The organism is Leisingera sp. JC11 (assembly GCF_040704725.1).
Lineage (GTDB): Bacteria > Pseudomonadota > Alphaproteobacteria > Rhodobacterales > Rhodobacteraceae > Leisingera.
In genome coordinates, this window is record NZ_JBFCVS010000011.1 from 1 (window position 1) to 24,762 (window position 24,762).

Below are 24,762 nucleotides of genomic sequence, written 5' to 3' on the forward strand. Positions count from 1 at the left end.
ATGTCAGTCAGGGGGTGGCGGGGGCGGCAGGCTGCCCCCTCTCGAAGGTGCTACCCGGCCGGCGGTGCCGGCGGCGGCGGAGGCGGCGGCAGGATGGTGAACAGCTGCGCCAGCTCCATCACTTCGCCCGCGCGTTTCCAGCCGTCCTGGCCTGGCGTCCAGACATGGGTCTCCCGCGTCAGGGTGCCGTCCTGGGCCATCCGTCCCATCCGTGCCTTGGAGAACGGGCCGGAGGTCTGGCCGTCCACCGCGATGTGCCAGACGTGCTCCACCGGCGGCGGGGGCGGGGCCGCGGGCGCCGCCGGCTGCGGTGCAGCCGGTTCGGGCCGTGCGCCCCATGGCCCGGACGGCTGACCCGCTGCCTGGGAGGCCGCGCCTCCCTGCAGCGCCTGGCCCATCTGTTGCGCCATCGCCATTCCCATGCCCATACCCATGCCGGCGCCCATGCCGCTGTTCGGGGTCTGCGCGGCAGCGGTCATCGCCTCGGCTGCGGAGAACTGGGTGTAGCGGCCAAGGTCGCCCAGCACGCCCATCTGGGTGCGCTTGTCCATCGCCTCTTCCACCGCGGGCGGGAGCGAGATGTTCTCGATGTACAGCTCCGGCATCATCAGGCCGTAGTCCGCCAGGGTGCCGGAAATCTCCGCCGCCACCAGCTTGCCCAGATCGGCGGTATTGGCGGCCATGTCCAGCACCGGGATGCCGGAGCCTGCAATCACGCGGGAGAATTCCTGCACGATGATGTTGCGGATCTGGTAGGAGATCTCATCCATGGTGAACTCGCCGTCGGTGCCGACGATTTCGGACAGGAACCGAGCCGGATCGGCGACCTTGATCGTATAGGTGCCATAGGCGCGCAGCCGGACCGGGCCGAACTCCGGGTCGCGGCAGATGATCGGGTTCTTGGTGCCCCACTTCAGGTCGCTGAAGCGGGTGGTGTCGACAAAGTAGACCTCAGATTTGAACGGCGACTGGAAGGCGTGGTCCCAGTGCTGCAGCGTGGTCATGACCGGCATGTTGTTGGTCTCAAGCATATAAAGACCGGGCGTGAACACATCCGCCAGCTGGCCTTCGTGCACGAACACCGCCGCCTGGCCCTCGCGCACCGTCAGCTTGGCACCGTATTTGATCTCGTGCCCCTCGCGCTCAAACCGCCAGACCATGGTGTCATGGGTGTCGTCCACCCAGTGAATGACATCAATGAATTCGCCTTTGAGAAAATCGAAAATACCCATGTTTCAGGTCCTCTTCCTGTGGCGGCCTAAAGTTCCTGGCCCATCGCCTCGCGGGCGAGAATGCGGATGACGGGGCGGGCCTCCTCGATGCTCATCCCCGTTGTCAGTCTTGGATCATACAGCATCTGCAGCAGTTTTTCGTCAAAGCTGGTCAGCAGCGCAAATTCGTCATCGTCGTTGAAAATAGAAGGCCGCGCCCTGGGACTGTCGTTCCGCAGCCCCAGGCCTTGTGCCACTTCCTCGTGCACGCAGCTCTTGCGCACCAGGTCGGGATGCTCGGCCCGTATCAGCGCCACGCCACGGGTATAGGACAGCGGGTCGCCTTGCGGCCCGCCCGCCACCACCAGGCAGTAATAGCTGCGCGGCGGCGCGGCCAGCAGCGACAGGTCGCGGGCGCTGATCGAGGGCAGCAGCTCGCGCACCCGTTCGGCCACAAAGGCGCTGTCGTCGAGGCTGGCAAAGATCACGTGGAAGTTGGCCCGCCCGCTGACGGTGCTGATGGAGTGGCCGGTGATCCGCGCCAGCCGCGCGGCATATTCGGCGAGTGTTTCCCGGTCCTGCACCCGCTGGTCCGCCTGCACCGAGGGGCCGAATTCTGCCGCGATCCGCACCGGCCCGGACCAGCGGCCCATGCCCCCTGATATCCCTGCTCCGCCGTATTCATCGTAAAATGCCAGCGCTTCAAAGCTTCTGGCCAGATCCTCGGCGTCATAAGGCGTGTCCGGTCCGCCGCCGTCGGTGCGCAGCAGCCCTCGGGTCAGCAGGTCGCGCTCCAGCGCGTTGTAGTAATAGGCCAGCTGCGCGCTGTCTGCGGAGGGTTTGTAGACCGCCGGCTGCGGCGCCGCGGGCCGGGCCTGCGGCACCAGCGATTCCGCCTGGTCAAAGGGCAGGCAAGCCGTGAGCGCGGCCAGCCCGGCAAGGGCCGCTGCGCTCCTCCACATGGTCTGGACAGCCTGCACCCTTGCCGCCCTTCTCAGTTCGGCACCGCGGTGCCGGCGGTGTCGCCAACCCCGTCGCGGCGCGCCTTGGCGGCGGCCAGCGTGTCGCGCAGCTCCGCCTCCATCTTCTGCAGCTCTTCCTCGGCCGCAGCGCGTTTGGCCTTGCCTTCATCGGCGATCTTGAGGCTGTCCTGAATGGTGCCGATCAGGTCCGCATTGGCCTGTTTCACCGCTTCGATGTCAAAGACGCCGCGCTCCATCTCCTGGCGGATCATCTCGTTCGACTGGCGCAGGTTGGCGGCGTTGGAGGTCAGGAGCTCATTGGTCAGATCATTGGCGTCGCGCACCGCTGCGGCGGCCTGGGCCGAACGCTGGATGGTCAGGGCCTGCGCCAGCTGAGTTTCCCACAGCGGCACGGTGTTCACCAGGGTGGAGTTGATCTTGGTCACCAGCGACTTGTCGTTCTCCTGCACCAGCCGGATCGAGGGCAGCGATTGCATGGTGACCTGGCGTGTCAGCTTCAGGTCATGCACCCGGCGCTCCAGATCGTCGCGGGCGGCGCGCAGGTCGCGCAGCTCCTGCGCCTTCATCACCTGGTCGCCTTCCGGCGCTGCCTGCACCTCGGCCTCCTTCGCCGGGATGGCGGTGCTGTCCAGCTCCGCCAGCTTGGCTTCGCCCGCGGCGATATAGAGCGCCAGCTCATCATAGAACTGCAGCGTCTTTTCATAGAGAAGGTCGAGCGACTTGATGTCCTTCAGCAGGGTGTGCTCGTGGCCCAGGAGGTCGTCGGTGATCCGGTCGATCTGCCCCTGCACGGTTTCATACCGCGCGGTGAATTTCACGAAAGGCGTGGCCTTGCCCAACAGCCGCTCCCAGAAGGTCGCCTTGCGGCGCACGTCCAGTTCGGAGACCGAAAAGCCGCGGATCGTGGCCACGATGTTGCGTAAGGAGTCGCCCGCAGGACCCACATCCTTGTTACGCACATCGGACAGCATCGCCTGGCTGATGGTCTGCAGTTCTTCCTGCGCGGCTGAGCCGAAATGGATGATCGAATTGGTATCGCCCATGTCGATCTGATCCATCCGTTGCCGGATCGCCTCGCTGGTCAGTTCATCGGCCTGCTCCAGCGGCTGCACCTCAGCCACGGGTTCAGGCAGTTCAATGGCGGTGACTTCCGTGACTAGGGCTTCGGCTTCGGCGGCTTTCTGTTGAACGGCTTCGGACATGAACGGCTTCCTCGCTAATCAATTCCGGTCCAGATGGACCCCTTCACGCTGCAAACGGTCGCGCAGCACTTCAATTTCAATGGTCAGGTCGGCGCGGTCCTCCACCAGCATTTTGCGGGTGCGCGCGGCAAAATTCTGTTCCAGGTCGTCCAGCAGCGCCAGGTAATCGGCGCGGGCTTGGGCATCCTGGCTGCGGGCATAGATGTCGGCGAATTTCACCGTCGCATCGCGGGCGCCCTGCAGATAGACGGTCAGGTACTTGCGGGCGGCGGTCAGGTCGCGCGGGTCTTCCTCCACCGTGCGGAACAGCTCGCGGGCCACCTCCTGGAATTGCTCCACCCGCGCCTCGACCCCGCGGTCGCGGGCACGCAGGGCGGCGTCCTTCATGGCGGCAAGGCTCTGTTCCGCTTCATCTACCGCGCGGGCCACCCGGGACTGCTGGAAATCGTCGACCCCGTCCACGCCCTTGTCGCGCAGCGGGTCGATGCCGAAGGCGGTGATGTGCAGCCCCGTTGCCGCGGCGCCATAGATGGCGGCAATCAGGATGCCGGGCTCTGCCTTCCACGCCGCCAGCGCCGCGCCGCCGCCGGCCAGCAGCGCTGCCAGGATCTTGCGGGGCAGGGCGGGCTTGCGCGCCACCTTGCGGGCGGCATAGGCGGCTTCGGCCTTCAGCCCCTCGCGCAGCAGGAAGGCGCCGCCGGTCCACAGGCCCGCGCCGATCAGTCCCAGCGCCAGGCCAGTGGCGCCGTCGTTCAATGACAGCAATGCCAGGATGGCGGGAGGCACAAACATCACGTTGGCGCGCACCCCGACCGGATCCACCTGGGCATTGCGGTAAGACTGCTTGGGAGCGGAGTTTTGCGACCCGGGGTCGCTGCCGGGGCTGTATTTGCCGCCGTAACGCTGTGCCATGCGTTCAGCCCCCCACAATCCAGCCGGTGCTGAGGCCGAACATCAGGATCAATAGGGCGGCATAGGCAATTTTCTGCACGCAAGCTCCCCCAAAACCGCCAGCGAAGATTAACTGATTGGAAATCTAGGGGATAGCGGACGGTGTTGCTAGGGGGAAGTCTGCGGGATTTGGCTCAGCGCCGGGGATTCTTGCCGATCGGGCGCTTGCCGCCGCCGCGCTGGGCCGGGCGGTCGCTGCGCGGTGCAGCGGCTTTGCCGGCCGGTTTGCCGGGTTTTGCTGGTGCCTTGGCTGCGGGCTTGCCGCCCGGTTTGCCCATCGGCCTGCCAGCAGGCTTGCCGCCGCGGGAGCGGGTGGGGCGGCCTGCCGGCTTTTCCTCTTCCGGCTCCAGCCCCAGTTGATCGCGCACCACGCGCGGGCGCAGTTCTTCCACGTCGCCCGGTTTCAGATCGCCCAGCTGGAACGGCCCGTAGGACACCCGTAAGAGCCGGTTCACGGTGAAGCCGATATCCTCCATCGCGCGGCGGATCTCGCGGTTCTTGCCCTCGCGCAGGCCGACGGTCAGCCAGGCGTTGGCGCCCTGCTGGCGGTCCAGCGACACGGTCATCGGCTGGAACTTCTCGCCCTCGATCACCAGGCCCTTGCGCAGGGGGGCGAAATCCTCGTCCTTGGGGCGGCCGTTGATCCGCACCCGGTAGCGGCGCAGCCAGCCGGTCGAAGGCAGCTCCAGCTTGCGCTTGATGCCGCCGTCGTTGGTGAGCAGCAGCAAACCTTCGGAGTTGAGGTCGAGGCGGCCGACCGTCATCACCCGCGGCATGTCCTCGGGCAGCTCGTCAAAGATGGTCTTGCGGCCCTTTTCGTCGCTGTTCGACGTCACCAGCCCGGTGGGCTTGTAATACAGCCACATCCGCGGTGCCTCGGCCTCCGGCAGGGGCTGGCCGTCGACGCTGATCCGGTCCGCTGCGGTCACGTTCAGCGCCGGGCTGTCGATCTTCTTGCCGTTCACCGACACGCGGCCCTCGGCGATCATGCGCTCAGCCTCACGGCGCGAGGCAACACCCGCGCGCGACAGAACCTTGGCGATGCGGTCGCCCTCAGGCGAGGCGCCAGCCTCTGGTTTGGCGGCAGCCTTGCGGGGCTGGGATTTCGGGCCTGGTTTGCCCTTGGGGGATGCGGGTGTTTTGCTCATGCCTGTGCCATAGAGCATTCCGCTGCCTTGCGAAAGCGGGCAATCGCGGGCAGGAAGGGGCATGGCATTCAAATCGCATATGGACAAAGCGCTGGACCAGGCGCGCGAGGCCGCGGAGCGCGGCGAGGTTCCCGTGGGTGCTGCGCTGATCGCGCCGGACGGAAGCGTCGCCGCCCTGGCGGGTAACCGCACCCGCGAGCTGAACGACCCCACCGCCCACGCCGAGATCCTGACCATCCGCGCGGCCTGTGCCGCTTTGGGCAGTGAGCGCCTCACCGGCTATGACCTCTATGTGACGCTGGAGCCTTGTGCGATGTGCGCCGCCGCCATCGCCGCTGCCCGCATCCGCCGGGTTTACTATGGCGCCGCTGACCCTAAATCCGGAGGCGTGGCTCATGGCGCCTGCGTGTTCTCCCACCCGCAGGCGCATCACGCGCCGGAAGTCTATGACGGGATTGCGGAAGGTGAGGCCAGCGCACTGCTTAAGGAGTTCTTCGCACAGAAACGCTGAGTGCTGAGGTGATGCACCGCGGTTGACTTTGCTGTTGCCGGATTTGGGCAATTGTCCTATAAGGGGCTTAGGTCAATTGTCCTAAAGGGGCCGGATGGCGCAGCAAACTACCAAAGACCGGATCGCGGAAGCCGCCGACCAGCTGTTCTATGAGCGCGGGTTCGAGGCTACGTCATTTGCGGATATTGCTGCGGCTGTCGGCATCTCACGCGGCAATTTCTACTATCATTTCAAGACCAAGGACGAGATCCTTGAAGCGGTGATCGCGCGCCGCATGGCCAATACACGCGCCATGCTGAACGGCTGGCAGGCAGAGGGCGGCAGTCCGCAGCAGCGGATCATCTGCTTCATCCGGATCCTGATCGCCAACCAGGCCAAGATCACTGTCTACGGCTGCCCGGTCGGCACGCTGGTGGCGGAGCTGGGCAAACTGGACCATGCGGCGCAGGATCAGGCCAATGCCATATTCACCCTGTTCCGGACCTGGCTCCGCCGCCAGTTTGGGGAGCTGGGCTGCGGCGCGGAATCGGATGCCCTGGCGATGCACCTGCTGGCGCGCAGCCAGGGGGGGGCAACGCTGGCGCAGGCGTTCCGTGATGTGGAATTCATCAACCGGGAAGTAGAGCTGATGCTGGATTGGCTTCAGGATCAGCTGCCAAAGGATCACCCTGCCTGACACACACCACAGGAGATACTCATGTATTTTATTTTGCTTTCATTTGCGGTGCAGAAGGACCGCCTGGCCGAGTTTCTGGAGGGGCACAAGGCCTGGCTGCAGCAAGGATTTGAGGACGGGGTGTTCCTTGCCGCCGGGTCAATGACCGATGGCGAGGGCGGTGCGATCCTCGCCGTAGGTGAAGGCGAAGAGGAACTGGCCGCCCGCGTCGCGCAGGATCCTTTTGTGACCGGCGGTGTGGTGGAGCCGGAAATCATCGGCGTGGCGCCGACCATGATGGATCCCCGGCTTGATTTCCTGCGGGGCGGCGAATGAGCCGCACCGTTACCGCCGCCGATGGCCATCCCCGCTGCGCCTGGAGCGCCTCGGCCCCCAATTTCCTGCGGTACCACGACGAGGAATGGGGCTACCCGGTCGGCGACGATAACCGACTGTTCGAGAAGGTCTGCTTGGAAAGCTTCCAGTCCGGCCTCAGCTGGCGCACCATTCTGGACAAACGCGAGAACTTCCGCGCCGCCTTTGCGGGGTTTGATTTCAACGAGATGGCGAAATTCGGCGAGACCGATGTTGAACGGCTGTTGCAGGACAAGGGCATCATCCGCCACCGCGGCAAGATCGAGGCGGTGATCAACAATGCTGCCCGCGCGCAGGAACTGGTGGCGGAAGCGGGGTCGCTGGCGGCGTTCTTCTGGAGCTATGAGCCGAAGCCGGAGGATTTGCCGGAACCGCAGACCGCCTCCACCAGTCCCGAATCCGTGGCGCTGTCCAAGGCGCTCAAGAAACGCGGCTGGAAATTTGTCGGCCCGACCACGGTTTTTGCCTTCATGCAGGCGATGGGGCTGATCAATGACCATGCCCGCGGCTGTATCTGCCGGGAGAAGGCCGCCGCGGCCCGGCAGGCCTTTACTGTGCCGCAGTTGAAGCCGGCGGCCTGATCTCCGCCCGCGCCGGGCCGGCAGGCCCGGCGCCACGCCCAACGGGAGCGGATCTGCCCGCCAGATCCGGCGACGGGCGGGAGGCCCCCCGTCTGGTCGCGCGGTTCAGATTTCGATCGCCTTCATCACTTCCGGCTCGATCACCTCCACCCCGGGCAGCCCTTCGATCAGGTCCTTGGCGTCCTGCTCCAGGATCGGGAAGCTCTTGTAGTGGCAGGGAATCACCGTCTTGAAATTGAAGTACCGCTTCGCCGCATAAGCCGTCTGTTTCATGTCCATGGTGAAATGGCCGCCTGCCGACAAGATGCCCACGTCCGGCTTGTAGTAGTCGCCCATCCACTCCATGTCGGCCATGATCGCGGTGTCGCCGGACAGATAGACGGTCTTGCCCTCCGCCATCAGCATGTAGCCGACTTCCGAGCCGCCGGTGCGCAGCCCGTCCTGGGTGTTGAAGGTGGAGCTGTGCGAAGCAGGCACCATCGCAACCTTCACCCCGCCCAGGTCCACGGTGCCGCCCTTGTTGAAGCCGGTGGTCTGCACTCCTTCGGTCTCGCCCCAGAGGCCCATCAGGTCGTATTGCCCGATCACCGGCACCTCCAGCCGCTTTGCCAGCGGCAGCACGTCCACCACATGGTCGAAATGCACATGGGTCAGCAGGATGTGGGTGGCACCGGCAACGGCGGCCTCGTGGCTCTCTTCCGGCAGCACCGGATTGCCGCTCAGCCAGGGGTCCACCAGCAGCACCTGGCCGCTTGTTTCGATGCGGAATGAGCCGTGGCCCAGCCAAATGATCTTCATCGGTTTTCTCCTCCCGTTGTCCTTGGCGGAAGCCTAACAGGCTGCGGGCGAAAAGGAATGCGGACGTGCCGGAAAATATGCCTGCCGGCCCGATTGCAGGCTGCCCGCCCGTTGCAGGCTTGCAGCGCAGGCGGCACGGCGGTAAATGCCTACTCAACACCAGATGAGGGTTTCCATGTCGATTGACCAAAGCACCGCCGCCAAGGTGGCCAAACTGGCCCGGATCAAGGTCGAGGACGACGCGCTGCCGGCGCTGGCAGACGAGTTCAACAACATTCTGGGCTTCATCGAGCAGCTGAACGAGGTGGATGTCGAGGGCGTCGAGCCGATGACCTCCGTCACCCCGCAGCGCCTGAAGCGCCGCGCGGATGAAGTCACCGACGGCAGCCAGCAGGACAAGGTGCTGGCCAACGCGCCGGACGCCCGCGAAGGTTTCTTCGCAGTGCCCAAAGTCGTGGAGTAAGAGACATGAGCGATCTGAACAAACTGGGCCTGGCAGAGGCCCGCGACGCGCTGCGCAAGGGCGACACCACCTCCGTTGAGCTGACTGAGGCCTGCCTCAAGGCAATCGACGCGGCTGACGCGCTCAATGCTTTCGTGCACAAGACACCCGAACTGGCGATGGAACGGGCCAAGGCCGCGGACGACCGCATCAAGGCGGGCGATGCGCCCTCCATGTGCGGCCTGCCGATCGGCATCAAGGACCTGTTCTGCACCAAGGGCGTGCCGTCGCAGGCGGCCTCGAAGATCCTCGAAGGCTTCAAGCCGGAGTATGAATCCACTGTCAGCCAGAAGCTGGCCGATGCCGGTTCCGTCATGCTGGGCAAGCTGAACATGGATGAGTTCGCCATGGGCTCCTCCAACGAAACCTCCGTCTACGGCAATGCCGTCAGCCCCTGGCGCCGCGGCAATGACGACGCCCAGCTGACCCCGGGCGGCTCCTCCGGCGGTTCGGCCTCTGCCGTGGCAGCCGACCTGTGCCTCGCGGCCACCGGCACCGACACCGGCGGCTCGATCCGCCAGCCTGCGGCCTTCACCGGCACAGTCGGCATCAAGCCGACCTACGGCCGCTGCTCGCGCTGGGGCATTGTCGCCTTTGCCTCCTCGCTGGACCAGGCCGGGCCGATGACCAAATCGGTGCGCGATGCTGCCATTATGCTGGAAGCCATGTGCGGCCACGACCCCAAGGATTCGACCTCTGCCGAACTGGCGGTGCCGGATTTCGAAGCGATGCTGACCGGCGACATCCGCGGCAAGAAGATCGGTATCCCCAAGGAATACCGTATGGACGGCATGCCTGATGAAATAAGCAAGCTTTGGGCCGATGGCGCCGAGATGCTGAAGGCCGCAGGCGCCGAGATCGTCGATATCTCGCTGCCCCATACCAAATACGCGCTGCCTGCCTATTACGTGATTGCTCCGGCTGAGGCGTCTTCGAACCTCGCGCGCTATGATGGCGTCCGCTATGGCCGCCGCGCCGCGCTGGAAGCGGGTGACGGCATCACCGAGATGTACGAGAAGACCCGCGCCGAAGGCTTCGGCCACGAGGTGCAGCGCCGCGTCATGGTCGGCACCTACGTGCTGTCGGCAGGCTTCTACGACGCCTATTACAACCGCGCCCGCCGCGTCCGCACCCTGATCAAGAAGGACTTCGAGGACGCCTTTGCCGCCGGTGTCGATGCCATCCTGACCCCGGCCACCCCGTCCGCGGCCTTTGGTCTGGGCGAGATGACCGAAGCGGATCCGGTGCAAATGTACCTGAACGACGTCTTCACCGTCACCGTGAACCTGGCGGGCCTGCCCGGCGTCGCGGTGCCTGCAGGCTTGGATTCCCAAGGCCTGCCGCTGGGCTTGCAGCTCATTGGCAAGCCCTGGGAAGAGGGCGATCTGCTGAACACTGCCTATGCGCTGGAGAATGCGGCCGGCTTTGTAGCCAAGCCGCAGCAATGGTGGTAAACATCTGCGCAAGCAATTGAGCAGAGCTGACAGGTACCCCATGCGCGCATTCGCATCTTACGCCGCCGCAGGCAGCCTTCTGGTTATGGCTGCCTGTTCCCCCCAGGTTCCGGACAGCGCCGCGGGCGTTGGCATCGACGGCGACCCGTTTGCGCCGCCGCCGGCCGCCGGCACGACCATTAATGGCGATCCGCTGGTGCCGCCTGCGCGGGTGTCCACTGAAACCGCGCCTTATCAGCCTGGCACCGCGCCGCGCAGCAGCGGCTCCACCACCACGGCGGGCACCTTCAGCACCGCTGCGGCGTCGTCCAGCGACGCCGATATCGCGCGGCAGACCGAGGCCGCCCTGGCCGCGTCCCGCAGCACATCCGGCACTGCGCCGCTGGATGCCAGCCCCGCCAACCCGGCGCCGCAGCTGATCGGCAACGCGGGTATCTCGGACGAGAATGATTTTGAGGCAGTGGCCTCGCGCCAGTCCATCGAAAGCGATGCTGAGCGGCTGCAGCGCCAGCGGTCGCAGTACCAGCAGGTGCAGCCGACGGCGGTGCCGGAACGCTCCGGCGATACCGGGCCGAACATCGTCAAATACGCGCTCAGCACCTCCAACCCCAAGGGCGTGCGCCTCTACACCCGCGCAGGCATCAACCTGAAGGCTCGCAGCGCGCGCAACTGCGCCGAATTCGCATCGCCGGATCAGGCCCAGGTTGCCTTCCTCAAGAGCGGCGGCCCGGAGCGCGACCGCAAGGCGCTGGACCCGGATGGCGACGGTTTTGCCTGCGGCTGGGATCCGGCCCCCTACCGGCTGGCCGTCCAGAACTGATGACGCCTGATCAGCCAGGCGCCATCTGGCATCCCAGCCCGAACTTCGGGCCCCGCAGGGACGGCCTGACGCCGTCCCTGATTGTTTTGCACTACACCGCCATGGAGACCGCTGAAGCCGCACTGGAGCGGCTCTGCGATCCGGTTGCGGAGGTTTCCGCCCACTATCTGATTGGTGCAGACGGCACCCTTTGGCAGATGGTGGCAGAAGACTGCCGTGCCTGGCATGCAGGCGCAGGCGAGTGGGCAGGGCAGGAAGACATCAATTCCCGCTCCATCGGCATCGAACTCGACAACCTCGGCAGCCACCCCTTCAGCGAACCGCAGATGGCGGCGCTTGAGGCGCTGATCCGCGGCATCATGCAGCGCCGGGACATTCCGCCTGCGGGGGTGATCGGCCATTCCTGCATGGCGCCGGGGAGAAAATGCGACCCCGGCCCGCGCTTTGACTGGGCGCGCCTGGCCCGGCAGGGGCTGGCCGCGGATGGCGCGGGTTCGCCCCCGCCGCAGCCCGTAACCTTCCCGGACTTCCGGGAAGCCGCCGCCGCGGCCGGTTTCACGGCGCCGGCAGACGACGAAACGCTGCTGGCGGCGGTGCGGCTGCGGTTCCGGCCCTGGGCCTCAGGCCCGCTCTCTGCTGAGGACTTCCTGCCGCTCGCCTGAAGGAACGGCCTGCTTCTGTACTATCCGCTTGACGCCGCGTGCGGTTGTTCCTACGCCTCCCCTCGCGCAGAAGGCTGGATGGCCGCCGGCGCGGGGAGACCCGCGCGGGAGGAAAGTCCGGACTCCATGAAGCAGCGGTGCCGGGTAACGCCCGGGCGGGGAAACCCGACGGAAAGCGCCACAGAAAACAGACCGCCAGCCCCCGGGCTGGTAAGGGTGAAACGGTGGGGTAAGAGCCCACCGCGCCCCTGGCAACAGGGGCGGCACGGCAAGCCCCACCGGGAGCAATGCCAAATAGGGTCCCCGCGCGGGCAGGTTCCGGTCCGCCGGAAAACCGCCGCTAGGTTCGCTTCAGCCGAGAGGGACCGGGTTGGCAGCTTGAGCGGCGCAGCAATGCGCCGCCTAGATGAATGGCCGTCGATCCCTGCCTTACGGGGCAGGGGGGACAGGATCCGGCTTACAGGCCTTCTGCGCGTTCCAATGGCTCATAGGCGGTGGCCGGTCCGGGAATGCCCTTCAGGTCGAACACGCCGGCCTTTTGCAAGCCCGCGCCAATCGCCCGGGCTGTGGTTTCGCAAACCAGGATCTGCCCGCTGCCGGCCTTGTCGCAAAGCCTGGCTGCCAGGTTCGGCGCGGCGCCAATGGCCGCATAGTCCAACCGTCCCTCAAAGCCGATCTGGCCCAGCGTCGCCTTGCCAGTGGCAATCCCGATCCCCAGGCCGATCCGGCTGCCGCCGGTCTGAAACGGCCGCACCGCATCCGGAAACGCACCCTGCATCTGCTCTGCCAGATCCAGCGCCCGCCTGGCCGGGTCCTCGCAGGGCAGCGGCGCGTTGAACAGCACCAGCAGTCCGTCGCCCAGAAACCGCTCCAGCGTGCCGCCGGCCTGCTCGATCAGCGGCCCTGCGGCCTGGTGGAAGGCGTTGAGCGCGGCAATCACCTGGTCCGGAGGGACGGCGCTGGCAAAGGCGGTAAAGCCGCGCAGGTCGGCAAACAGAACTGTCACGGTGCGGCGCTGGCTGTTCAAGGCCGTGCTGCCGCTGCCCGCATTCACGATCATCGCCGCCACCGGTTCCGGCAGGAAACGGCGCAGACGGTTGGTCCGCTCCAGCTCCGCGACCTGCTGCGCCACCTTGCGCTCCAGCTGGCTGTTCCAGGATTGCAGCTCCTCCTTCTGCACATTGACCTCCTCGTAAAGCGCGCCCAGCTCCCGGCTCATGCTGTTTACATTCCGTGCCAGCCCGCCGAATTCATCCCGGTTTGAAACCCTGGCCCGGGCGGTGAAATTCCCGGAGGCGACGGAACTCAGGGTGCGGCCGATCTGCTCCACCGGCCAGAGCACGGAGGAGGAAATCGCATAGCCCGCCGCCAGCGACAAAAGAACGGCTGCCACGCTGGCCCCGATGACCAGGGCGCGGGCGCGCCCGTAAGCTCTGGCGGTTTCCTGCGCGCGCCGGTTCATCCGGGCTTCGATGTCTCTGGCGATTGTATAGGCATCGCGTTGCAGGCTCAGGGCGATCGGGGTGAATTGTTTGTCGACCAGCTCCGCGACCTTGGCCATCTCACCCGACCGGCGCGCCTGCACGAGGTCTGCTGCCACCCCCGGCAGGCGGCTTGCGGTTTTCTGCAGGTTCGCAAGCCGGGGATCCCTTGGCAGCTTCTGCCGCTCCACTTGCCGTGCGTAACGGGCGATGATCACCGTCAGGTCATTGGATTCGTTCAGGGCCTGGGCAGAAGGCACCCCCATGCGTCCAGGAGACCCGGTTTTGCTGGACAGGGCAAATACCATGGCGTCGCCTGCACTTTGATAGATGCGGTTATAGGCTGCGATCTGCTGCTGATCGCGGATCAGCAGCCGGGTCCGTTCATTTGCCTGCTGCAGCGTCTGCAGCCCCAGAACGGCAAGCAGGATCACCAGCCCGGTCCCGGTCAGAAAGGCGGCCAGCAGCTTGTGCCGCAGCGAAACCGCCAGCCCGGCCACCGCGCGCACCAGAAGATTCGGCTGCGGATCTGTCTGGCTGGTCTCCCTGTGCTCAGGCATCGGCAAGGCCCTTGGGCTGTGGTGCGGCTGGTTCAGCCATTGAAATGGGGCAAACGGCGGGCAAGGCTACGTTTCTCCGCGTCCCAACAGGGGGAAAGCAGCTGAAAACCCCAATTCCGCCGCCTGGCTGGCAGAATTGCCCCTCAGCGGCGGCTTCCGGGCGTTTTGGCTGTTGACTTGGGGCGCAGGGCGGGTAAAAGCCGGGCTTCAGATAGGAATTTACCGAGAGGCCCCTGCCTTTTCGGACGCAGGAGAAGCACCATGGCGAAGCCGACCACCATCAAGATCCGCCTGAACTCGAGCGCGGGCACCGGCCACTTCTATGTGACCAAGAAAAACGCACGCACCATGACCGAGAAAATGGTCGTGCGCAAATACGACCCGGTCGTGCGCAAGCACGTCGAGTACAAAGAAGGCAAAATCAAGTAAGCCTTCCTTACGGACCGATTTCCGGAAACGGGTCGCGCGATGCGCGGCCCGTTTTCTTTTGGGCCGCGCGGCTGGTTGTGCCCGCTGTCCGCAATTGTCGGAAAATGCCGCAGGGATTACCCGGCAGCCCGGCATCTTGCTGCCCCATTTGCCCTCTAGCCTGACAGCCGTGGGTTAAAAAGCAATCGGGTGGATGTGCTGTGAGGGTTTTCTTGTTGGCAGCGGTACTGTCAGTGGCCGGGGCGCCGGTCTCCAGTTTCTTTGAAGCCAAGGTGGCGGTGCCGCTGCCGCCGGCCGTCACCGCTGAGCCCTTGCCGGCTGCGGCGGGAGCCCCCCGGCAGGAAGAGGAAGTGGAAGCAAGCTTTGTGCGCCTGAATGGTCGCAGGCTGGCGTTGAGCCTGGTGCGCTCAGGCAGTGCCGGTGTGGCGGTGCTGAGCGTCCCTGCAACCAGCCCGGTGCCTGTTCTGCCCGAAATTGCAGAGGCTGACCTGAGGGACCTGCTCCGCAGCGCCTCGGGCTGCCGCGCGGACGGAAGTCTCCGCAAGGTTGCAGGCCGGCAAGGGACATTTGCTATCTCCGCCGGCTTGGATTGTTCCGGTTCCTGACCTCAGGCGCGCCACTCTGCCACGGTCAGCACCGGCGTCATCCCCATGCCCTGCATCAGCGCCGCGGAGGCGCTGTTGAACGGCGCATAGGTGGCCGCAATCACCGTGGCCCCCTCTGCCAGCGCCCGTGTCTTCATCGTCTCCACCAGCGCTTTGCCGACACCCATCCGGCGCCAGGCTTCGGTCACCGAAATATGGTGCAGCATGGCGCGTTTCTCAGCCGCGCGGACGGGCAGGGCAGGGCGGTCCTGCAGCTCATAGATCAGGTAGCCCAGCAGCGCGCCCTGCGGGCTTTCCGCGGCTAGTGCAAAGACGTTCTCTTCCTGCAGCCAGCCCTGCAGCCACGCGGCCAGGTCGCTGCTGCCGGGCGCCGGAATATGGCGCGCTGGCTGATGTTCCGCATGCAGCGCATGCAGGTCCTGCAAAAGCGGCAGCAGGCGGCCTGCCTCAGCGGCCGGGATCTCAATGATTTCCATGGGTGTTCCCCTTGTTATTGTTGTTCAAATGAAAAGGGGCGGATCGCTGAGATCCGCCCCTTGCTGTTTGGTATGTGGCCTGCGGTTATTCGCGGTTGCCAAGCAGCTGGAGCAGCATCATGAACATGTTGATGAAGTCCAGATACAGGCTCAGCGCGCCCATGATCGCGGACTTCGCCAGCCACTCCTGGTCGCCCGCGTGGGCCATCTGCAGGTAGTCGTTCTTGATGCGCTGGGTGTCATATGCGGTCAGGCCAGCAAAGATCAGCACACCGATCACCGAGATCGCAAACGCCATGGCGGAGGACGCCAGGAAGATGTTGACGATCGAGGCCACGATCAGGCCGATCAGGCCCATGATCAGGAAGGAGCCCATGCCGCTGAGGTCCTTCTTGGTGGTGTAGCCCACCAGCGAGAGGCCCGCAAAGGCGATGGAGGTGATCAGGAACACCTGCACGATGCTCTCGCCGGTGAAGACCAGGAAGATCGAGCTGATCGACAGGCCCATCACGGTCGCGAAGACATAGAACAGCAGCTGCACGCCGGCCGCGGACATGCGGTTGGCGGCGGCGCCGATGCCGAAGATAAAGGCCAGCGGCGCAAACATGATGACCCACTTCAGCGGCGACGCGTACAGCGCATAGCCGATGTTGGTCAGGTACTTGTCAGCGCTCAGCTGGGCCACGGCGTTGGCCGGGTCCGAAGTGACGGCCAGCCCGGCAATCGCCCAGGCGGCCAGGAAGGTGATGAACGTGCCTGCCGACATTGTGGCATAGACTTTGTTCATATGGGCGCGGAGGCCCTCATCAATCTGCGCAGCGCGGGCGCCTGCGGCAGAGCGGATGGTATCGAATTGTGCCATATTGAATGGTCTCCGTAATCTACTCCCTCGCTGCCGGCACGCGAACAGGACCGCGGGCCGCAGCTTTCCTGCCAAATATCGGGTGAAGCGGAGTTCGGTTCAAGTATTTCGAACAAAGAAATACATGAAAAACAACCAAACGGGCCGCACGGCGGCAGCCCGTCTGAAAAGTGGGTGCTGGCTGAGGCCAAGCCGTCTCAGAGGCTCCAGTGATCCGGGGCTTTCCAGAACCCGCCGCGCGCCTCTGCGTCCGCCTGGGCGCGGGTCACGCCGATGTCCTCCAGGGCGCGCGCATCCAGCCGCGCCAACTGGCGGCGCTGGCGCCAGGCGGCCAGATGAAGGCGCAGGCGCGCGGTCAGGGAAAGCTGCGGCTTGGCGGCGGTGCAGGGGGAGGAGCAGGCGGAGGTTGCGAGGGTCATGGCTTTGGTCCTTCAGTTGTGTTTGTGATGCTTCCCTTTTGGGCGATCAATTGTGTTGATGAATATGGGCCGGTATGGCATATTTTTAAAACGAATGTTTTTGATCCAATGAATCAGGTTCTGTGATGGTAAGAAATCTCGATATCACCACGCTCCGCTCCTTTGTGGCGGTGGCCGAATACGGCGGGGTGACCCGTGCCGCCGGTTTCCTGCATCTCACCCAGTCGGCGGTCTCGATGCAGATGAAACGTCTGGAGGAGCTTCTGGGGCTGGAACTGCTGGACCGGTCAGGCCGCACCATTGCGCTCACCGCCGAGGGCGAGCAGATGCTGGGCTATGCCCGCAAGATGGTGGCGCTGAACGACGAGGTGATCAGCCGGCTGACCGACCAGGCGTTTGAGGGCGAGGTGCTGCTGGGGGTGCCGCATGATGTGGTGCATCCGGTCATCCCGCAGGTGCTGAAGCGGTTCAGCCTCAGCTATCCGCGGGTCAACGTGAACCTCTGCACCTCCAACACCCGCGATCTCAAGTCGGAGTTCGCGCGCGGCGCCTTCGACCTGATCCTGACCACCGAAACCGGCGCGGGCGAAGGCGGCGAGACGATCCACAGCATGCCGCTGCGCTGGGTCGGCGCGCCCGACGGCGCAGTCTGGCGGCAGCGCCCGCTGCGGCTCGGTTTCTGCCGCAACTGCAGCTTCCGCCCGGTGGCGACGGCGGCGCTGGATGAGGCCGGCATCGAATGGGAAATGGCGCTGGACAGCGATTCCGACCGCACGGTCGAGGCGACTGTCAGTGCCGATCTGGCCGTCGGCGTGCTGCTGGAGGGCACTCAGCCGTCATACCAGGAGCTGATCACCCAGAGCTGCGGCCTGCCGGAACTGCCGATGCAGCACATCAACCTTTATGGCGCAGAGCGGGTGCGTGCGCCCTATGTCGAGGATCTGGCGGAATTCATCCGGCAGGGGTTCCAGGGACTATGGTCCACGCCGCTGCGCGCCGCCAGCTGACTGGCGGGCAGGGCGGAGCTCCCGAGCCCGCAGTCTGCCCTGGCTTCGCCAGCGCATCCAAGGCCGCTGCGGTGCGTTTTGCGGAAATGCGCAGTAAGCGGGCGGGAGAAGCCCCGCCGCCGGCGCGGCGCATGCTGCCAGTTAGCTGCCGCCCATGGTGATCACCACCTTGCCGGTGGATTTGCGGCTGCGCAGCAGTTCCAGCCCCTCCGCGGCCTGCGCCAGCGGCAGCGTGTGGCTGATATGTGGCTTGATGCGGCCTTCGCCGTGCCAGGCAAACAGCGTCTCGAAGGACTGGCGCACCGCCTCGGGGCGGAATTTCATGTAGCCGCCCAGATAAAAGCCGATCACGGTCAGGTTCTTCACCAGCAGATGGTTGGCGGGGATCTGCGGTACCTCGCCGCCGGCAAAGCCCACCGGCAGCAGCCGCGCGCCGGGATTGGCAGAGCGGAAGGCGGCCTTCCACACATCGCCGCCAATGGCGTCATAGACCACATCAGCCCCGCCAAGAGCCTTGACCGCGCTGCGCAGGTCCTCACTGGCGTCGATCAGGTGATCAGCGCCCGCTGCGGCGGCCACCTCCAGCTTGTCCCTGCCGCGGGCCTGAGCGATCACCGTCGCGCCCATCAGCTTGCCGATCTCCACCGCGGTCAGCCCGACACCGCCCGCCGCGCCGGTGACCAGCAGGGTCTCTCCCGGTTGCAGACGGGCGCAATGATCCAGCGCCATATGGCTGGTGCCATAGGCGATCTGCATCGCCGCGGCATGTTCGAAGCTCATCGCATCCGGGATCCGGATCAGCCGCGCCGCATCAAAGACGCCGGCCTCGGCCAGGCCGCCGGAGCCGCCGAACACTGCCACCCGGTCGCCGATGTCAAAGACTTCCGTGCCGTCGCCAAGCGCCGTCACCACCCCGGCCGCTTCCAGCCCCAGGGTAAAGGGCGGCTCGGGGGTGTCCTGGTAAGTGCCCTTCATCATCAGAAGATCGGCAAAGTTCAGACCGCAGGCGCGCAGGGCGACGGCCGCCTGGCCCGGGCCGGGGGGCGGGCATCGGGTTTCCGTCAGGGCTGCCGGGCTGCCAAAAGCGGAGACTTGGAAAGCCTGCATGTGTTTTCCTCACCTTCTGCGGGAATCAACGTGATTCGCGGGGCTACACTGCCGGGGTGCGCCCGCGGCTTACACCTCGCTATTTCTGGGGAGGTACGCCATCCGCAGCTGGTTGGCAATAAAACGTTTGGGAAAATGCTTCGCGAAATCATGCGCTTGGGTTACAAGACCACGTCAGGGGCGACGGCAGCCTTGCAATCAACCGTAAGGGTTGTACACTTTTGCTCAGAGGTTGAAGACCGGTCGCGCTGATGGGGAAACGTGTTTCCGGCAGGCATCCGAAGCTGCCAGAACGCATTATTGGTAGAGCGGTCCGGGTTTTGGCCACAATGACAGTTAGGAGATACGCATGGCTCATCCCGTAGACGTGCATGTGGGAAAGCGCATCCGCCACCGCCGGTGGCTGATTGGCATGACGCAGCAGCAGCTCGCCGAGCAGGTCGGCATCAAGTTCCAGCAGATTCAGAAGTATGAAACCGGCGCCAACCGGGTCAGCGCGTCCCGCCTGTGGGACATCTCCGATGCACTCGAGGTGCCGGTGAGCTTCTTCTTCGAAGGCTTGCAGGAAGAAGGCAAGGCGCCGGCAGAGAAGGCCTCTGTGCCGGAGGACCTGATGGGCGACAAGGAAGCGCTGGACCTGGTGCGGTCCTATTACTCGATCCCGGAAAATCAGCGCCGCCGCCTGTTTGAACTGGCGCGGGTGCTGAGCGACGTCGCCTGAGACGGAACAGGGCCCGGATTAAAACCCGGGCCTGACAGGAAATTGCAGCGCAAAACCTATGAGTGGCGGGGTTTGCGCTTGCAATAAAGGCGCCTGGGTGGCACCCGTTTGGCTATGACACAGGCAGCACTCACGGATCTCGACGTAGCGAACAGGATGGCAGACGCGGCCCGCGCTGCCATCCTGCCGCATTTCAGAACCTCCTCATTGAATGCCGAGAACAAGCTCGAAGGCGGGTTTGATCCGGTGACGGTGGCCGACCGCGCCGCCGAGCAGGCGATGCGCGCGGTATTGGAAGAGCTTCGCCCGCAGGACGGGATCCTGGGCGAGGAGTTCGGCTGCAAAGCAGGCAGCTCCGGCCGCACTTGGGTGCTGGACCCGATCGACGGCACCCGCGGCTTCATCAGCGGCACGCCGACCTGGGGGGTGCTGATTGCGCTGGCGGATCAAAACGGCCCGTTCCTCGGCGTGATCGACCAGCCCTATACCGGCGAGCGTTTCTGCGGCGGGGCGGAGATTGCGGCTATGACCGGCCCGCTGGGCGAAAGGCCGTTGCAGACCCGCAGCACCGCTGCGCTGTCGGACGCGATACTATTCACCACTTTCCCCGAGGTCGGAAGCGCCGAGGAGCGCGCAGGCTTCGAACGTGTCGCGGCAAGAGCCAAGCTGACGCGCTATGGCATGGATTGTTACGCCTATGCGCTGGTGGCGGCAGGGCAGGCGGATCTGGTGATCGAGGCCGGCCTCAACGCCTATGACATCCAGGCACCGATTGCGGTGATCCAGGCGGCGGGTGGCATTGTGACTGATTGGGACGGCAACCCGGCCCACAATGGCGGCCGCGCCCTGGCCGCGGCCAATGCGGAAATCCACGCCGCCGCGCTGGAACTGCTGCGCAAGACGTAAACGGGTTGAAACCGGCGGTCCCGGCCTGTAGTTTCCAGACAGGCCGGTTCTTCGCCCGTTTTCCATCGGCCGATCACACATTCCCATGAAGCGGGCTGTCTATTGGAGTGTGTGGATATGACAGAGATCCTGATTCAAAACGCAGATACCGTCCTGACAATGGACGACACCCGCCGTGTGCTGCATGGCGCCGATGTGCTGATCCGCGGCGGTGTGATTGCCGCTGTGGGGCAGGGGCTGCAAACCAGCGGAGAGGTGGTTTCGGGCCGCGGCTGCGTCGTGACCCCCGGACTGGTGAATACCCATCACCATCTCTACCAGAACCTGACCCGCGCGGTGCCGGGGGCGCAGGATGCGCTGCTGTTCGGCTGGCTGCAGCGGCTTTACCCGATCTGGGCGCGGTTCACCCCGGACGAGATGTTCGTCTCCGCCCAGCTGGGGCTTGCCGAACTGGCGCTGTCGGGCTGCACGCTCAGCTCCGACCACCTGTACCTCTATCCCAACGGCTCCCGGCTGGAGGATACCATTCACGCCGCCCGCGATGTGGGCCTGCGGTTCCACCCGACCCGCGGCGCCATGAGCATCGGCGAAAGCGACGGCGGCCTGCCGCCCGACAGCCTGGTCGAGGAAGAGCGCGCGATCCTTGACGATATGATCCGGGTGGTGGACGCCTTCCACGACCCTGAAGAAGGCTCCATGTGCCGCGTCGGCCTGGCGCCGTGCTCGCCGTTCTCCGTCAGCCGCGAACTGATGCGCGATGCCGCGCTGCTGGCCCGCGACAAGGGCGTGATGCTGCACACCCACCTGGCCGAAAACGACGAAGATATCGCCTATTCCGAGGAGAAATTCGGCTGTCGCCCCGGCCAGTACGCCGAGCAGCTGGGCTGGACCGGCGATGATGTCTGGCACGCCCACTGCGTCAAGCTTGATGTGCAAGAGATTGATCTCTTTGCCAGAACCCGCACCGGGGTGGCCCATTGCCCCTGTTCCAACTGCCGCCTCGGCAGCGGCATTGCGCCTGTCCGCGCGATGCGCGACGCAGGCGTGCCGGTGGGCCTCGGGGTCGATGGCTCTGCCAGCAACGACATGGCCAGCCTCAGCGCCGAGGCGCGCCAGGCGATGCTGCTGCAGCGGGTGGCAAACGGCGCGGACGCGATGAGCGCCTATGAAGCGCTGGAGATCGCCACCCGCGGCGGCGCCGATGTGCTGGGCCGTCCCGACTGCGGCCGGCTGGAGCCGGGCAAGCGCGCCGACATCGCCATATGGGACACCAGGGGCGTGGCCTCCAGCGGCAGCTGGGACGCCGCCGCCCTGCTGCTGGCGGGCCCGACCCGGGTCAAACACCTGTTTGTCGAAGGCAAGCAGATCATCCGCAGCGGCGAGCTGACCACCCTGGACCTGCCGCGGCTGATTGAACGCCATGGCCAGCTGGCGCGGCAGCTGATGACCTGAGGGCACAGCCCTTCTTCTTTGCCCAAATACTCAGGCCGGAGGCAGAGGCGCGCCAGCGCCTCTCCTAAACCCGCCGGCCGCCGATCCAGACCTCGGCAATGGCGCGGTCATCCCCCATCATGATGGTTGGGAACACCGCTTCCCAGATATCCTCCGCCCGCGCGGACCGCTGGGCGATGGCCGGGGTGGAGGCCAGGTTCAGCACCACCAGGTCCGCCTCCATGCCTGCCGCGATGTTGCCGATCTTCCCTTCCATCCGCAGCGCCGTGGCAGATCCCTGTGTCGCCAGCCACAACAGCTGCGCCGCGTGCAGCGGCGTGCCGCGCAGCTGGCCGATCTCATAGGCCGCCGCCATGGTGCGCAGCATCGAGAAGCTGGAGCCGCCGCCGGTGTCGGTGGCAAGCCCGATGCGCTGCCCCTCTGCCATCAGCCCGGCCATGTCGAACAGGCCGGAGCCGATGAAAGTGTTCGACGTCGGGCAATGGATCAGCGCCGCGCCGTAGTCCCGCAGCCGGTGCCGCTCGCGCTCTTCCAGGTGGATCGCATGGCCGTAAAGCCCCTTGGCGCCCAACAGGCCGAACTCCTCATAGGTGTCCAGATAATCACGAGCCTGCGGGAACAGCGATTTCACCCACTCGATCTCATCTGTCTGCTCGCTCAGATGCGTCTGCATCAGGCATTCCGGGTGCTTGGCCCACAGCGCCCCCATCGCCTCCAGCTGTTCCGGGGTTGAGGTGGGGGAGAACCGCGGTGTGATGGCATATTCCAGCCGGTCCACCCCGTGCCAGCGCGCAATCAGCGCCTCGCTGTCGTCATAGGCCGACTGCGCGGTGTCCCGCAGCCCCTCCGGCGCGTTGCGGTCCATGCAGGTCTTGCCTGCCACCACCCGCTGCCCGCGCGCCTGCGCCGCGGCAAAGAACGCATCCGCGCTTTCGGGGTGGATTGTGCAGTAGCTGCAAACCGTGGTGGTGCCGTGCGCTGCGGTCAGATCCAGGTAGCGGTTTGCGATTTCATCCGCATAGGCGCGGTCGCCGAACCGCATTTCCTCCGGGAAGGTATAGCTGTTCAGCCAGTCGATCAGCCGCTTGCCCCAGCTGGCGATGATCGCGGTCTGCGGGTAGTGCACATGGGCATCGACAAAGCCGGCCATGATCAGCTTGCTGCCGTGATCCAAGGTCTCTGCCTCCGGCAGCAGCGCCTGCATCTCCGCCAGTGTGCCGGTGCCCGCAATCCGCCCGTCCTCCACCGCCACCGCGTCCAGCAGCCGGGCCGCGTCCTCCGGGCGCTCCCCGGCAAAGGGAGAGGCGGAAAAGGCAAGAACCTGCCCTTTCAGGATGTAACCGGTGCCCATGCGCTGAACCCTTTCCTTGCAAAATGGCTCCACGCAGGATACCCGCCGAAGGGGCGCGGGTAAATTGCGGCATCGCCATTGTTTTCCGGCGGCGGCGTCTTCTATTTTGCAGGCAAAGACCAAGAAATTCCGGGGGCATCAGATGAGCAGCGGCGACAACATCACCGGCGACCAGTCTCAGGAAGATGCCTATGACCTCGACCGCAAGATGGTCGCGCAGGTTCTGGAGGCGGTGGAGCAGGGCGATCAGCAGGCTCTTACGGAGCTGCTGGAAGACCTGCACGCAGCCGACATCGCCGACCTTCTGGAACAGATCGATTCCGATGACCGGATCAGCCTGATCCGGCTGTATGACCGGGAGTTCGACGGCGAGATCCTCTCGGAACTGGATGAAAGCATCCGTGAGGAGGTAATCGAAACCCTCAACCCGCTGGTGCTGGCCGACGCGGTGCGGGAACTGGAAAGCGACGATGTCGTCGACCTGCTTGAAGACCTGGAGGTGCCGCAGCAGGAAGCCATCCTAGACGCGCTGGAAGACGCCGACCGGGTCGCAGTCGAACAGTCGCTGAGCTACCCGGAAAACTCTGCCGGCCGCCTGATGCAGCGCGAGGTGGTGATGGCGCCCGAGCACTGGAATGTCGGTCAGGCTATTGATTTCATGCGGAATTCCGACGATCTTCCGGACCAGTTCTACCACGTTGTGCTGGTCGATCCGCGCCTGCATCCAATCGGCAACGTCACCCTGGGCCGGATCATGGGCGCTAAGCGCCATGTGACGCTGACCGATCTGGTTGAGGACACGTTTCAGGTCATTCCCGCCGATCAGGACGAGGAAGACGTGGCCTATGCCTTCAACCAGTACCACCTGATCTCGGCCCCGGTGGTCGATGACGAGGGGCGGCTGGTCGGGGTCATCACCATCGACGACGCGATGATCGTGCTAGACGAGGAGCACGAGGAGGACATTCTCCGCCTTGCCGGCGTGGGCGAGGAAAGCTCGCTGGCCGACCGGGTGATCGAGACCACCAAACGCCGCTTCCCCTGGCTGGCGGTGAACCTGGTGACGGCAGTGCTGGCGTCGCTGGTGATTGCCCAGTTCGAGGCGGCAATTGCCCAGATCGTGGCGCTGGCGGTGCTGATGCCAATCGTTGCCTCAATGGGCGGCAACGCCGGCACCCAGTCGCTGACGGTTGCGGTGCGCGCCATCGCCACCCGCGACCTGACCGGCTCCAACGTCTGGCGGGTGATCCGCCGTGAAGTGCTGGTGGGGCTGGTCAACGGGGTGATCTTTGCCATCGTCATGGGGCTGGTCGGCCTGGCCTGGTTCGGCTCGCCGATGCTGGGCGTGGTGATTGCCGTCGCTATGGTGGTCAATCTGGTCGTGGCGGGGCTGGCGGGCACCGTGATCCCGGTTCTATTGGAGAAAATAGGAATTGACCCGGCGCTGGCCTCCGGCGCCTTTGTGACCACCGTGACCGATGTGGTCGGCTTTTTCGCCTTCCTGGGCCTTGCGGCCGTTCTACTGCTTTAGGA

26 protein-coding genes, 1 other RNA gene and 1 pseudogene are annotated in these 24,762 nt (G+C 65.2%); 16 read left to right on the forward strand and 12 right to left on the reverse strand.

Annotation, left to right across the window (positions count from 1 at the left end):
• Nucleotides 1–50: 50 nt before the first annotated feature.
• The 5 genes from AB1A62_RS13265 to AB1A62_RS13285 form a co-directional block, all read right to left on the reverse strand.
• Nucleotides 51–1,232: an SPFH domain-containing protein gene (locus AB1A62_RS13265; RefSeq protein ID WP_366661936.1), complete on the reverse strand. Its 1,182-nt coding sequence runs from the start codon at nt 1,230–1,232 to the stop codon at nt 51–53.
• A 26-nt stretch (nt 1,233–1,258) separates the two neighbouring features.
• Nucleotides 1,259–2,173 (reverse strand): DUF2927 domain-containing protein, encoded by a 915-nt coding sequence (locus tag AB1A62_RS13270; protein ID WP_366661937.1) that lies wholly within the window; start codon nt 2,171–2,173, stop codon nt 1,259–1,261.
• Between the two features lie 32 nt (nt 2,174–2,205).
• Nucleotides 2,206–3,396, reverse strand: coding sequence for a toxic anion resistance protein (locus AB1A62_RS13275; protein WP_366661938.1), 1,191 nt, complete (start codon nt 3,394–3,396; stop codon nt 2,206–2,208).
• An 18-nt stretch (nt 3,397–3,414) separates the two neighbouring features.
• A complete protein-coding gene (locus tag AB1A62_RS13280; RefSeq protein WP_366661939.1) occupies nt 3,415–4,308 on the reverse strand; it encodes a 5-bromo-4-chloroindolyl phosphate hydrolysis family protein in 894 nt (297 codons plus the stop codon).
• A 173-nt stretch (nt 4,309–4,481) separates the two neighbouring features.
• Complete coding sequence (locus AB1A62_RS13285) at nt 4,482–5,495, reverse strand: pseudouridine synthase (protein WP_366661940.1); 1,014 nt, start codon at nt 5,493–5,495, stop codon at nt 4,482–4,484.
• A gap of 61 nt (nt 5,496–5,556) precedes the next feature.
• On the opposite strand from AB1A62_RS13285, the gene AB1A62_RS13290 reads away from it, so the two are divergent.
• From AB1A62_RS13290 to AB1A62_RS13305, 4 genes are all read left to right on the forward strand, one after another.
• Entirely contained in the window at nt 5,557–6,006 is a 450-nt protein-coding gene (locus AB1A62_RS13290; protein WP_366661941.1) for a nucleoside deaminase, read from the forward strand.
• A 94-nt stretch (nt 6,007–6,100) separates the two neighbouring features.
• Nucleotides 6,101–6,682, forward strand: a complete 582-nt coding sequence (locus AB1A62_RS13295) for a TetR/AcrR family transcriptional regulator (RefSeq protein ID WP_366661942.1) — start codon at nt 6,101–6,103, stop codon at nt 6,680–6,682.
• Between the two features lie 21 nt (nt 6,683–6,703).
• The gene (locus AB1A62_RS13300) at nt 6,704–6,997 is read left to right on the forward strand and encodes a YciI family protein (protein WP_366661943.1); all 294 of its coding nucleotides are present in this window, start codon (nt 6,704–6,706) and stop codon (nt 6,995–6,997) included.
• Nucleotides 6,994–7,617: a DNA-3-methyladenine glycosylase I gene (locus AB1A62_RS13305; protein WP_366661944.1), complete on the forward strand. Its 624-nt coding sequence runs from the start codon at nt 6,994–6,996 to the stop codon at nt 7,615–7,617. Before AB1A62_RS13300 ends, AB1A62_RS13305 begins: the two co-directional genes overlap by 4 nt.
• Before the next feature lie 105 nt (nt 7,618–7,722).
• On the opposite strand, the gene AB1A62_RS13310 is transcribed toward AB1A62_RS13305, so the two are convergent.
• Entirely contained in the window at nt 7,723–8,415 is a 693-nt protein-coding gene (locus tag AB1A62_RS13310; protein ID WP_366661945.1) for a metal-dependent hydrolase, read from the reverse strand.
• Nucleotides 8,416–8,590: 175 nt separating this feature from the next.
• On the opposite strand from AB1A62_RS13310, the gene gatC reads away from it, so the two are divergent.
• The 5 genes from gatC to rnpB all read left to right on the forward strand — a co-directional run bounded on the left by gatC (nt 8,591) and on the right by rnpB (nt 12,329).
• Complete coding sequence (gene gatC / locus AB1A62_RS13315) at nt 8,591–8,878, forward strand: Asp-tRNA(Asn)/Glu-tRNA(Gln) amidotransferase subunit GatC (protein WP_039186076.1); 288 nt, start codon at nt 8,591–8,593, stop codon at nt 8,876–8,878.
• Nucleotides 8,879–8,883: 5 nt separating this feature from the next.
• Nucleotides 8,884–10,371, forward strand: coding sequence for an Asp-tRNA(Asn)/Glu-tRNA(Gln) amidotransferase subunit GatA (gene gatA, locus AB1A62_RS13320; RefSeq protein ID WP_366661946.1), 1,488 nt, complete (start codon nt 8,884–8,886; stop codon nt 10,369–10,371).
• Between the two features lie 40 nt (nt 10,372–10,411).
• Nucleotides 10,412–11,191, forward strand: coding sequence for a hypothetical protein (locus tag AB1A62_RS13325; protein ID WP_366661947.1), 780 nt, complete (start codon nt 10,412–10,414; stop codon nt 11,189–11,191).
• Nucleotides 11,191–11,853: an N-acetylmuramoyl-L-alanine amidase gene (locus AB1A62_RS13330; protein WP_366661948.1), complete on the forward strand. Its 663-nt coding sequence runs from the start codon at nt 11,191–11,193 to the stop codon at nt 11,851–11,853. The genes AB1A62_RS13325 and AB1A62_RS13330 overlap by 1 nt, the downstream gene beginning before the upstream one ends.
• 66 nt (nt 11,854–11,919) lie before the next feature.
• Nucleotides 11,920–12,329, forward strand: an RNA gene (gene rnpB / locus AB1A62_RS13335) — RNase P RNA component class A.
• Between the two features lie 95 nt (nt 12,330–12,424).
• Here the strand turns inward: rnpB and AB1A62_RS13340 are convergent.
• Nucleotides 12,425–13,414: pseudogene (locus AB1A62_RS13340) on the reverse strand (adenylate/guanylate cyclase domain-containing protein); the annotation flags it as partial.
• On the opposite strand from AB1A62_RS13340, the gene AB1A62_RS13345 reads away from it, so the two are divergent.
• Together AB1A62_RS13345 and rpmG are read left to right on the forward strand one after the other, a co-directional pair.
• Nucleotides 13,382–13,999, forward strand: coding sequence for a hypothetical protein (locus AB1A62_RS13345; RefSeq protein WP_366661949.1), 618 nt, complete (start codon nt 13,382–13,384; stop codon nt 13,997–13,999). The pseudogene AB1A62_RS13340 and the gene AB1A62_RS13345 sit on opposite strands and share 33 nt — an antisense overlap.
• 156 nt (nt 14,000–14,155) lie before the next feature.
• A complete protein-coding gene (rpmG, locus tag AB1A62_RS13350) occupies nt 14,156–14,323 on the forward strand; it encodes a 50S ribosomal protein L33 (protein ID WP_008554190.1) in 168 nt (55 codons plus the stop codon).
• Nucleotides 14,324–14,930: 607 nt separating this feature from the next.
• Here rpmG and AB1A62_RS13355 read toward each other — a convergent pair.
• The 3 genes from AB1A62_RS13355 to AB1A62_RS13365 all read right to left on the reverse strand — a co-directional run bounded on the left by AB1A62_RS13355 (nt 14,931) and on the right by AB1A62_RS13365 (nt 16,685).
• Nucleotides 14,931–15,404 (reverse strand): GNAT family N-acetyltransferase, encoded by a 474-nt coding sequence (locus AB1A62_RS13355; RefSeq protein WP_366661950.1) that lies wholly within the window; start codon nt 15,402–15,404, stop codon nt 14,931–14,933.
• 85 nt (nt 15,405–15,489) lie between these two features.
• Complete coding sequence (locus AB1A62_RS13360; RefSeq protein WP_222478355.1) at nt 15,490–16,266, reverse strand: Bax inhibitor-1/YccA family protein; 777 nt, start codon at nt 16,264–16,266, stop codon at nt 15,490–15,492.
• Nucleotides 16,267–16,463: 197 nt separating this feature from the next.
• Nucleotides 16,464–16,685, reverse strand: a complete 222-nt coding sequence (locus AB1A62_RS13365) for a DUF1127 domain-containing protein (protein WP_366661951.1) — start codon at nt 16,683–16,685, stop codon at nt 16,464–16,466.
• 125 nt (nt 16,686–16,810) lie between these two features.
• Here AB1A62_RS13365 and AB1A62_RS13370 point away from each other — a divergent pair, with 125 nt between their 5' ends.
• Entirely contained in the window at nt 16,811–17,692 is an 882-nt protein-coding gene (locus tag AB1A62_RS13370; protein ID WP_366661953.1) for a LysR family transcriptional regulator, read from the forward strand.
• Between the two features lie 141 nt (nt 17,693–17,833).
• On the opposite strand, the gene AB1A62_RS13375 is transcribed toward AB1A62_RS13370, so the two are convergent.
• Nucleotides 17,834–18,799: an NADPH:quinone oxidoreductase family protein gene (locus AB1A62_RS13375; protein ID WP_366661954.1), complete on the reverse strand. Its 966-nt coding sequence runs from the start codon at nt 18,797–18,799 to the stop codon at nt 17,834–17,836.
• A gap of 349 nt (nt 18,800–19,148) precedes the next feature.
• Between AB1A62_RS13375 and AB1A62_RS13380 the strand changes: the two genes are divergently transcribed.
• The 3 genes from AB1A62_RS13380 to AB1A62_RS13390 all read left to right on the forward strand — a co-directional run bounded on the left by AB1A62_RS13380 (nt 19,149) and on the right by AB1A62_RS13390 (nt 21,878).
• A complete protein-coding gene (locus AB1A62_RS13380) occupies nt 19,149–19,520 on the forward strand; it encodes a helix-turn-helix transcriptional regulator (protein WP_019295723.1) in 372 nt (123 codons plus the stop codon).
• 114 nt (nt 19,521–19,634) lie between these two features.
• Nucleotides 19,635–20,426: a histidinol-phosphatase gene (gene hisN, locus AB1A62_RS13385; RefSeq protein WP_366661955.1), complete on the forward strand. Its 792-nt coding sequence runs from the start codon at nt 19,635–19,637 to the stop codon at nt 20,424–20,426.
• 117 nt (nt 20,427–20,543) lie between these two features.
• Nucleotides 20,544–21,878, forward strand: coding sequence for an 8-oxoguanine deaminase (locus AB1A62_RS13390; RefSeq protein WP_366661956.1), 1,335 nt, complete (start codon nt 20,544–20,546; stop codon nt 21,876–21,878).
• 64 nt (nt 21,879–21,942) lie between these two features.
• Here AB1A62_RS13390 and guaD read toward each other — a convergent pair whose 3' ends face one another.
• Nucleotides 21,943–23,229 carry a guanine deaminase gene (gene guaD / locus AB1A62_RS13395; protein ID WP_366661957.1) on the reverse strand — a complete coding sequence of 429 codons (1,287 nt, stop codon included), beginning with the start codon at nt 23,227–23,229 and terminating at the stop codon, nt 21,943–21,945.
• A gap of 142 nt (nt 23,230–23,371) precedes the next feature.
• Between guaD and mgtE the strand changes: the two genes are divergently transcribed.
• Complete coding sequence (mgtE, locus tag AB1A62_RS13400) at nt 23,372–24,760, forward strand: magnesium transporter (protein WP_366661958.1); 1,389 nt, start codon at nt 23,372–23,374, stop codon at nt 24,758–24,760.
• Nucleotides 24,761–24,762 lie beyond the last annotated feature (2 nt).